The organism is Streptomyces nanhaiensis, assembly GCF_046614825.1.
In the GTDB taxonomy this organism is placed as follows: domain Bacteria; phylum Actinomycetota; class Actinomycetes; order Streptomycetales; family Streptomycetaceae; genus Streptomyces; species Streptomyces radiopugnans.
In genome coordinates, this window is record NZ_JBKJFM010000215.1 from 1 (window position 1) to 7,834 (window position 7,834).

At 74.0% G+C, this 7,834-nt stretch carries 7 protein-coding genes; 4 read left to right on the forward strand and 3 right to left on the reverse strand.

Annotation, left to right across the window (positions count from 1 at the left end):
• Positions 1-590 (forward strand): WHG domain-containing protein (locus ACLIYP_RS28165; protein WP_412715917.1); only part of this gene is annotated, 590 nt, incomplete at its 5' end.
• A gap of 50 nt (positions 591-640) precedes the next feature.
• Here the strand turns inward: ACLIYP_RS28165 and ACLIYP_RS28170 are convergent.
• Genes ACLIYP_RS28170 through ACLIYP_RS28180 form a run of 3 tightly spaced genes read right to left on the reverse strand, consistent with a single transcriptional unit; the run spans position 641 to position 4,603 of the window.
• Complete coding sequence (locus ACLIYP_RS28170; protein ID WP_412715918.1) at positions 641-1,156, reverse strand: NUDIX hydrolase; 516 nt, start codon at positions 1,154-1,156, stop codon at positions 641-643.
• On the reverse strand, positions 1,156-2,406 hold the full coding sequence (locus ACLIYP_RS28175; RefSeq protein ID WP_412715919.1) for a CHAD domain-containing protein: 1,251 nt from the start codon (positions 2,404-2,406) through the stop codon (positions 1,156-1,158). The genes ACLIYP_RS28170 and ACLIYP_RS28175 overlap by 1 nt, the downstream gene beginning before the upstream one ends.
• A complete protein-coding gene (locus tag ACLIYP_RS28180) occupies positions 2,390-4,603 on the reverse strand; it encodes an RNA degradosome polyphosphate kinase (RefSeq protein WP_412715920.1) in 2,214 nt (737 codons plus the stop codon). Before ACLIYP_RS28180 ends, ACLIYP_RS28175 begins: the two co-directional genes overlap by 17 nt.
• A gap of 503 nt (positions 4,604-5,106) precedes the next feature.
• Here ACLIYP_RS28180 and ACLIYP_RS28185 point away from each other — a divergent pair.
• The 3 genes from ACLIYP_RS28185 to ACLIYP_RS28195 are packed head-to-tail and all read left to right on the forward strand — an operon-like array spanning position 5,107 to position 7,692.
• On the forward strand, positions 5,107-5,994 hold the full coding sequence (locus ACLIYP_RS28185; RefSeq protein WP_412715921.1) for a helix-turn-helix domain-containing protein: 888 nt from the start codon (positions 5,107-5,109) through the stop codon (positions 5,992-5,994).
• Positions 5,991-6,197: a DUF397 domain-containing protein gene (locus ACLIYP_RS28190; RefSeq protein WP_412715922.1), complete on the forward strand. Its 207-nt coding sequence runs from the start codon at positions 5,991-5,993 to the stop codon at positions 6,195-6,197. The genes ACLIYP_RS28185 and ACLIYP_RS28190 overlap by 4 nt, the downstream gene beginning before the upstream one ends.
• A gap of 58 nt (positions 6,198-6,255) precedes the next feature.
• Positions 6,256-7,692: an SWIM zinc finger family protein gene (locus ACLIYP_RS28195; RefSeq protein WP_412715923.1), complete on the forward strand. Its 1,437-nt coding sequence runs from the start codon at positions 6,256-6,258 to the stop codon at positions 7,690-7,692.
• Positions 7,693-7,834 lie beyond the last annotated feature (142 nt).

Below are 7,834 nucleotides of genomic sequence, written 5' to 3' on the forward strand. Positions count from 1 at the left end.
AGGAACTCCTGAGCGCCGTGGCCGGGGACCTGTACGCCGATCTGCTGGCCCGGCTGACCGAGGCGGCCGGGCCGCTGCCTCCGGGCCCGCGCGCCCTGCGCGCACTGGCCGCCGCCTACCGGGAGTGGAGCCTGGCGCACCCGGCCGAGTTCGCCCTGCTCCTCGCCGTGCCCAACGCCCGTCCGCCCCACCGGGCGGCGGATCAGGTGGCGGACCAAGCGGCGGATCAAGCGGGGGGACGGGCGGACGACCAGGGGCAGGACGGCGACGCACCGGGAGTCCGGCAGTCGTTCATCACCACCCTCCTGCGTGCGGCCGGCCCGCTGCTGACCCGCGCCGGCCACCCCGCCCCGCCCGCCTCCGCCGCGGCGGAACTGGCCGTCTACCGGCGCCTGGCGGCCGACGCCACCGGACGGCCGGCGGCGGACTTCGAGGACGGCGCCCTGTACGCCGCCGTGGTCGCCTGGGGGATGCTGCAGGGGCAGGTGGCTCTGGAGGCGCTCGGGCAGCGGCCGTTCCCCACCGCCGACGCCGACGCGGTCTTCGACGGCACCGTGGAGAACGTGCTCGGCGGTCTCACGGCCGTCTGACCCCGTACCGCGCCCGTGCGGCGCGGTACGGGGTCAGACGGCCGGGGCTCTCAGTCGAGGTGGAGGGCCGCCAGCAGGGCGTCGACGAGCAGCCGGTCCTGCTCCTGGGTGAGCTGCCGCCGGGCCTCCCGAGGGGCCAGCCACAGCAGCCGGTCCACCTCGTCGCCGGGCGTGAAGGCCCCGCCGGTCGCCTCGGCGGCCCAGTAGCGGACCTCCTTGGTCCGGCCGCCGGTCTCGTAGCGCATGGTGGGCAGCACCGCGCCCGGGGTGCAGGACATGCCGGTCTCCTCGCGCACCTCGCGCACCGCCGCGGGCAGGGCCGCCTCGCCCGGCTTGAGCTTGCCCTTGGGGTGCGACCAGTCGTCCCACTTGGGGCGGTGGACGAGCGCGATCTCGATGCCCGCGCTCCCGGCGGGCGCCCCTTCGCCCGCCCCCGCGCCGGAGCGCGTACGGCGCCACAGCACGCAGCCCGCCGCGCGGATCGTGCGGGGGCCCGAACCGGAACGGGGACCGGATCCGGAACGGGGGCCGGAGCCGGGTGCGCGGCCGGAGCCCGGACCGCCCATCAGCGGCCCCACTCCGCTCCGAAGGCCACCGGGGCCGCGTCCGCCCCGGGCGCCTGCGCCTGCTCCTGCGCCGACCGGTCCGCTCCGGCCGGCCGGGTCTGCTGGGCCGGGGCCACCGGGCGCCACAGCCGTCCGAAGCTGAACCTCGCCGCCTCCACCTCGTGCCGCTGGTCGGCGTGGAGCACCCCGAGCGCGTAGGCGGTGGCGGGGGCGATACGCGGGGTGCGGGCGGCGGCGGCCGCGGCGGAGGCCGCCTCGGCGGCGTCCCGGTGCCGGTCCAGCGCCCGGCTCGCGGCGGTCAGCGCCGGATCGTCGGCGCCCAGCACCTCATGGGCGTACCTGCGCAGCCGCACCAGCAGCCGCACCTGGTTCCAGGCGGCGTCCAGCTCGCCGTCCACGACGAGGGTGTGTGCGAACGCCTCGCCGTTGTACGACTGGCGGGCCCTGGTCAGCGGCAGCGCCTCCACCGCCTCGGCCGCCCGCCGGTGGGCCAGTTCGGCCAGCGGCGGCAGCACGCGTACGGCCGGGCGGGAGGCGGCCTCGCCCGCCAGCGGCGCCTCGGAGGCCAGGACGGCGACCGCGTCGGCCACGGCGTGGAAGCGGGCCGAGCCGAGCGTCCGGAGGGCGGCGGAGTGGGCGCGGGTCCGGGCGAGGGTGAGCTGCCGCTCCAGCAGCGCCCCGGCGCGGGCGGCGCCGATACCCAGGCCGCCGCCGGGCGAGGCGGAGCCCCGCTGGGCGGGCGGGCCGGGCCGGCCGGAGGCCCCGCCGTCCGGCGAACCGTCGGCCGAACCGTCCGTCGAACCGTCGGCCCCCGCGGGCACCGACGACAGCCGGTGCAGCGCCCCCAGCAGCCGGTCCAGCCGCGTCTCGTAAGCCCGCTCCCGCCCCAGCACGCCCGACAGCCAGGCCAGCTCGGAGCAGAGCTGGTCGGCCCGGGCGGTGTCGGTCAGCGGCCGGTAGACCCGCAGTGCCGCGCCGGCGCGGCGGGCGCAGCGGCGCATCGTCCGCACGGCCTCGGCCGCGACGACCGCCGACTCGGCGCTGCCCGCGCTCTCCTCGTGCAGCCGCAGGCTGCGCAGGAAACCGGTGGCCTGCCGGTGGAGGTACTCGGCCAGCACCTCGCCCGCCGTGGCCTCCCCCAGATCCGTATGGAGCCCGCAGGGACCCTCGCGGGCCTCCGGGGACTTCTCCGGATACGGCTCCTCTCCCCCGTCCGCCGTACCGAGGGGCAGGTCATGTGGCTGGACCACGTCGGCGCCTCCGGGCGTCGATGAGCATTTCCTGGACGTTCCTCAGGGGCCGTCCCTCGGCGTCGGTCGCGTGGCGCGTCCACTCGCCGTCCGGGCCGAGGTGCCAGGAGGCGGTGGTGTCCGCCATGCCGGTCTCCAGCAGCCGGTCGAGGGCGGCCCGGTGGCCGGGGTCGGTGACCCGTACCAGCGCCTCGATGCGCCGGTCGAGGTTGCGGTGCATCATGTCGGCGCTGCCGATCCACACCTCCGGATCGCCCCCGCCCGCGAAGGCGAAGACCCGGGAGTGCTCCAGGAAGCGCCCCAGCACGCTGCGCACCCGGATGTTCTCAGACAGCCCCGCCACCCCCGGCCGTACCGCGCAGATGCCGCGCACCCACACGTCGACGGGCACCCCGGCCCGGGAGGCGCGATAGAGGGCGTCGACGAGCGCCTCGTCGACGATCGAGTTGACCTTGATCCGCACGTACGCCGGACGCCCGGCCCGGTGGTGGGCTATCTCGCGGTTGACGCGCTGTATCAGCCCGTCGCGCAGCGAGCTGGGCGCGACCAGCAGCCGGCGGTAGGTGGTGCGGCGCGAGTAGCCCGACAGCCGGTTGAACAGGTCGGACAGATCGGCGCCGACCTGCGGGTCGGCCGTCAGCAGGCCCAGGTCCTCGTAGAGGCGGGCGGTCTTGGGGTGGTAGTTGCCGGTGCCGACGTGGCTGTAGCGGCGCAGCGTCTCGCCCTCCTGCCGCACCACCAGCGACAGCTTGCAGTGCGTCTTGAGGCCGACGAGGCCGTAGACGACGTGGCAGCCGGCCTCCTCCAGCTTCCGCGCCCACTTGATGTTGGCCTGCTCGTCGAAGCGGGCCTTGATCTCCACCAGCACCAGCACCTGCTTGCCGGACTCGGCGGCGTCTATCAGCGCGTCCACGATCGGGGAGTCGCCGGAGGTGCGGTACAGCGTCTGCTTGATCGCCAGTACGTCCGGGTCGGCGGCGGCCTGCTCCAGGAAGCGCTGTACGGAGGTGGAGAAGGAGTCGTAGGGGTGGTGCAGCAGCACGTCGCGCTCGCGCAGCGCCCCGAAGACGTCGGGCGCGGAGGCCGACTCGACCTCGGCCAGGTCGCGGTGGGTGCCGGCGACGAACTTGCGGTACTTCAGCTCCGGCCTGTCCAGCGCGGCGATCCCGAACAGGCCGGTGAGGTCCAGCGGGCCGGGCAGCGGGTAGACCTCGGCCTCGTTGACCTTCAGCTCGCGCACCAGCAGGTCCAGCACGTACGGGTCGATGGACTCCTCGACCTCCAGGCGCACCGGCGGACCGAAGCGGCGCCGCATCAGCTCCTTCTCCAGCGCCATCAGCAGGTTCTCGGCGTCGTCCTCCTCCACCTCCAGGTCCTCGTTGCGGGTGACCCGGAACATGTGGTGGGCGAGGACCTCCATCCCGGGGAACAGCTCCTCCAGGTGGGCCGCGATCACGTCCTCGATGGGCACGTAGCGCTGCGGGGAGGCCTCCAGGAAGCGGGACAGCAGCGGCGGCACCTTCACCCGCGCGAAGTGGTTGTGCCCGCTGACCGGGTTGCGCACCACCACGGCCAGGTTCAGCGACAGCCCGGAGATGTAGGGGAAGGGGTGCGCCGGGTCCACCGCCAGCGGGGTCAGCACGGGGTAGATCTGCTGCCGGAAGAGGGTGAACAGGCGGGCCTGCTCCTTCTCCGTGAGGTCCGGCCAGCGCACCAGGTGGATGCCCTCGTCGGCCAGGGCGGGCAGGACGTCCTGCTGGAAGCAGGCGGCGTGCCGGGCCATGAGCTCGCGCGAGCGGTTCCAGATCAGCTCCAGCACCTCGCGCGGCTGGAGGCCGGAGGCGGAGCGGGTGGCCACCCCGGTGGCGATGCGGCGCTTGAGGCCGGCGACGCGCACCATGAAGAACTCGTCGAGGTTGCTGGCGAAGATGGCCAGGAAGTTCGCCCGCTCCAGCAGCGGCGTGGCGGGGTCCTCGGCCAGCTCCAGCACCCGCTCGTTGAAGGCGAGCCAGCTGCGCTCCCGGTCGAGGAAACGTCCCTGCGGCAGCTCCCCGTCCGCCCCGCCGGGGCCCTCGCCCTCCCGGTAGGCGTCGGAGTCGGTGTCGAGGTCGGGCTCGAGCGCGTGCCCCGGCGCGATCATGGCGTGCGGGCGCGAGGCGGCGATGGAACCGACTGAAGGCTGGACAGGCTGGCTCATTCCTCCATTGTTCCGCGCCGCCAGAGGCAACGGCGCGTCGGGAAGCTGCGGCCCGGGGCGTGGCCCCGGGGCCGACGCCTTCGGCACGACGGGCTGCATTCCGCGATGCTCGCAAGCGAGTTTGAATCGCCGGTTAAGCCGACATGGCTGTCAGGCGATCCCCGCACTTCGCGCGGGTGCCGCACACCGGAACGATTCGCTCCGGCGAACCGTCGCGGCGGCGTTCCGGCGGCGCTCCGGCGGCGTTCCGGCGATGCGCGGCGGGTGTCGCGGGCGAGGGCGGAGTGAGGCGGAATTTCCCGTTCGAGCGATTTTCGAACTACTGCCACCCATAGTGACCGATACGTCACTACCGTGGTCGATGACGGCGTTCCGGCGGTGTTCCGGCGGTGTTCCGGACACCGGCCGCTGTGGAATCGCGGGCCGGATCTGTGCGGCCTGTACGGGGTGACGGGCCGGGGGCGGGCCCGTTGGACACGGGCGTGACGGAGGGGATGGTGCACATGAGCACGGACAACGGCGGCAGGGACCGCTCGGACCACACCACGGACGGCGCGGACGGCGCTTCATGGGAGGAGGACTGGGAGGACGACTACGGCCCGGCGATCCGGGCCACCTGCCGCCAGATCAAGCTGTGGCGAGAGGGGGCGGGCCTGACGCAGCAGGAACTGGGCGACGCCATCGGATACAGCCTGGGCATGGTCTCGGCCGTCGAGCGCGCCAGAAGGCTGCCTCATCCGGATTTCCTGGCCAAGGCGGACCGGATCCTGGGCGCGGACGGCAAGCTCGCCGCGATGAAGAAGGACGTGGAGGAGGCCCGCTACCCGAAGAAGGTCCGCGATCTGGCCAAGCTCGAGTCCGAGGCCGTTGAGCTGGGTGCGTACGTCAACACCGTCGTACATGGCCTGCTGCAGACGGAGGAGTACGCACGCGCGTTGTTCGGCCTGCGGCTCCCCCCTTTCGGGGAGGACGAGCTCGAACAGCTGGTGGCCGCGCGGCTGGCCCGCCAGAAGGTCTTCGACCGACGCCCCGCTCCTCTGCTGACCTTTGTCCAGGAAGAGAGCACGCTCCGGCGCCCGCTCGGAGGAAGAATGGTGCAGCGGCGCCAACTCGAACATTTGCTGAAGGTCGGCAGGCTGCGCCACGTCAAGATCCAGGTGATGCCCACGGAGAGCGAAGGGCACGCCGGGCTCGGCGGATCGCTCCGGGTTCTCAAGCTCAGGGACGGAACATCGGTCGCACAGAACGAAGTTCAGCTCACCAACCGCTTCATCTCCGATCCCAAAGAGGTCCAGATCCTTGAGATGCGCTATGGAATGATCCGTGCTCAGGCGCTCACACCGAGTGAGTCTTTGGCCTTCATCGAGAAACTGCTGGGAGAGATGACATGACCCTCAAGCCCTCGACCGAAGACGGCTCCGAGCTGAAGTGGACCAAGAGCAGCCACAGCACCAACGACGGCCCCGACTGCGTCGAGGTCGCGGCCACGCCCGGCACGGTCCACGTCCGCGACTCCAAGCGCATACGGGGAGCCCGGCTGACGTTCACGCCGGAGGCGTGGGCCGACTTCACGGCGTACGCCGCCGGCCGCTGACCGGAGGTCCACAGCCTCTCGGACTGAATGTCAGAGGTCGCCTCTACGTTCGTGTGCCATGACGACCACGGCATCAGCGGTGCACACGTACACCTATCTCCGGCCTTCGGCCGTGCGCGGCGGCGCGGGCGGGCCCGAGCTGGGGCTGGAGACCTCCGGCGGGGCGACACCGGCCGGGGCGAGCGCTCATCCCCGGTTCTTCTCCGGGTTCGTGACCGCGCCCGAGGCCGCCGCCGCGGCGCTGCTGTCCGTCGCCGACGTGGCCTCGGCCCACTACCACCAGCGCTTGGCGGCCGCATCCCTCGACCCGGTGGTGACGGGCAGCGGCGACCGGCTGCGGTTCGAGTCGTTCTCCGGCTGCTGCGGCGTCTACGCCCGCCTCGACATCCTCGGCGAGGGCCTGGACGGGGACGACATCGGCCACGGCACCACCAACGTGGACGTCAACAACCCGCTGCGTGAGGCGCTGGTCCGGGTGGGCCCCTCCGACCCCCTCCATCTGCGGGTGGGGCCTGAGGAGCTGGAGGTGACCACCTTCGACGGGCCGGTGGTGGAGAAGAAGGTGCCGCTGCCGGACCGCTGGCTGCGCGGCTTCGCCGAGACCCAGGTGATCGCCTCCGCCTTCGACCTGCGCGCGGAGGTCACCGCCGCCGAGGCGGTGCGCCTCCTGCGCTCCCTGCCGCGCGCCCGCTCGGGTGCGGGGTCCGCCCTCTGGGTGGTGCAGGCCGGGCGTTCCCTGCGCCCGACCACCCGGCCCGTGCCCGGCGCCGTCTGCCTGCCCGGTCCGGACCGGCTCTCGGCCCTGCTGCGGGTGCTGCGCCACGCCACCGGGCTGCGCCTGTACGGGCCGCCCGCGACGACCGCGAGCGGCGCGGCGGCCTCCGCCTGGGAGCTGCTGCTGCCGGGGATGCGGCTGACCCTCACCCTCTCCCCCGACCCCGCGCGCGGCTTCTCGGGCGAGGGCGCGGTGCTGGAGGCGCTGTCCGGTGAGGAGGCCGCCGAGGACGCCGATCTGGTCTCGGTGCTGCTGGCCTGGGAGCCGCGCGTGGACGTCGGGGAGCTGGCCCGGCAGTCGGGTCTGACGCCGCAGCGGGTGCGCGCCGCCCTGACCGTGCTGGGCACCGCCGGGCGGATCGGCTACGACACGGCCGAGGCGGCGTACTTCCACCGCGAGCTGCCCTACGACGCCGGGCGCGCCGAGCGGCACAACCCCCGGCTGCGCGCCGCCCGCGAGCTGGTGGCCGCCGGTGCGGTACGCGCGGAGGCGGACGGCGTCTTCACCGTCGCCGCCGGCGACCACGACCACCGGGTCCGGTCCGGCGGCGGGGCGCTGAGCTGCACCTGCCGCTGGTGGGCCCGCTACCGGGGCGGGCGCGGCCCGTGCCGCCACGCCCTGGCCGTGCGCATCACCCTGGACGCCCGGAACGACTCGGACGCCCCGGCCTCCGCCGCCGCCGCTACCGCCAACGCCACCACCACGGCGGGTGCCCGGTGAGCGGCGTGGGAGGCGCCCTGGCCCGGCTGGTGGGCGGACGGACGCGCACGGACCACCTGTCCGACGGGGAGCGCGAGGTACTGGCGGCGGCCGAACGGGAGCTGGACCAGGACGCGTACGCGGTGCTGCTCGCCGTGGCGGG

Excerpts from the sequence above, each read along its gene's own strand:
- ACLIYP_RS28190 (WP_412715922.1), top strand. The coding sequence starts at position 5,991 with ATGACCCTCAAGCCCTCGACCGAAGACGGCTCCGAGCTGAAGTGGACC.
- ACLIYP_RS28180 (WP_412715920.1), bottom strand. The coding sequence starts at position 4,603 with ATGAGCCAGCCTGTCCAGCCTTCAGTCGGTTCCATCGCCGCCTCGCGC.
- ACLIYP_RS28185 (WP_412715921.1), top strand. The coding sequence starts at position 5,107 with ATGAGCACGGACAACGGCGGCAGGGACCGCTCGGACCACACCACGGAC.
- ACLIYP_RS28195 (WP_412715923.1), top strand. The coding sequence starts at position 6,256 with ATGACGACCACGGCATCAGCGGTGCACACGTACACCTATCTCCGGCCT.
- ACLIYP_RS28170 (WP_412715918.1), bottom strand. The coding sequence starts at position 1,156 with ATGGGCGGTCCGGGCTCCGGCCGCGCACCCGGCTCCGGCCCCCGTTCC.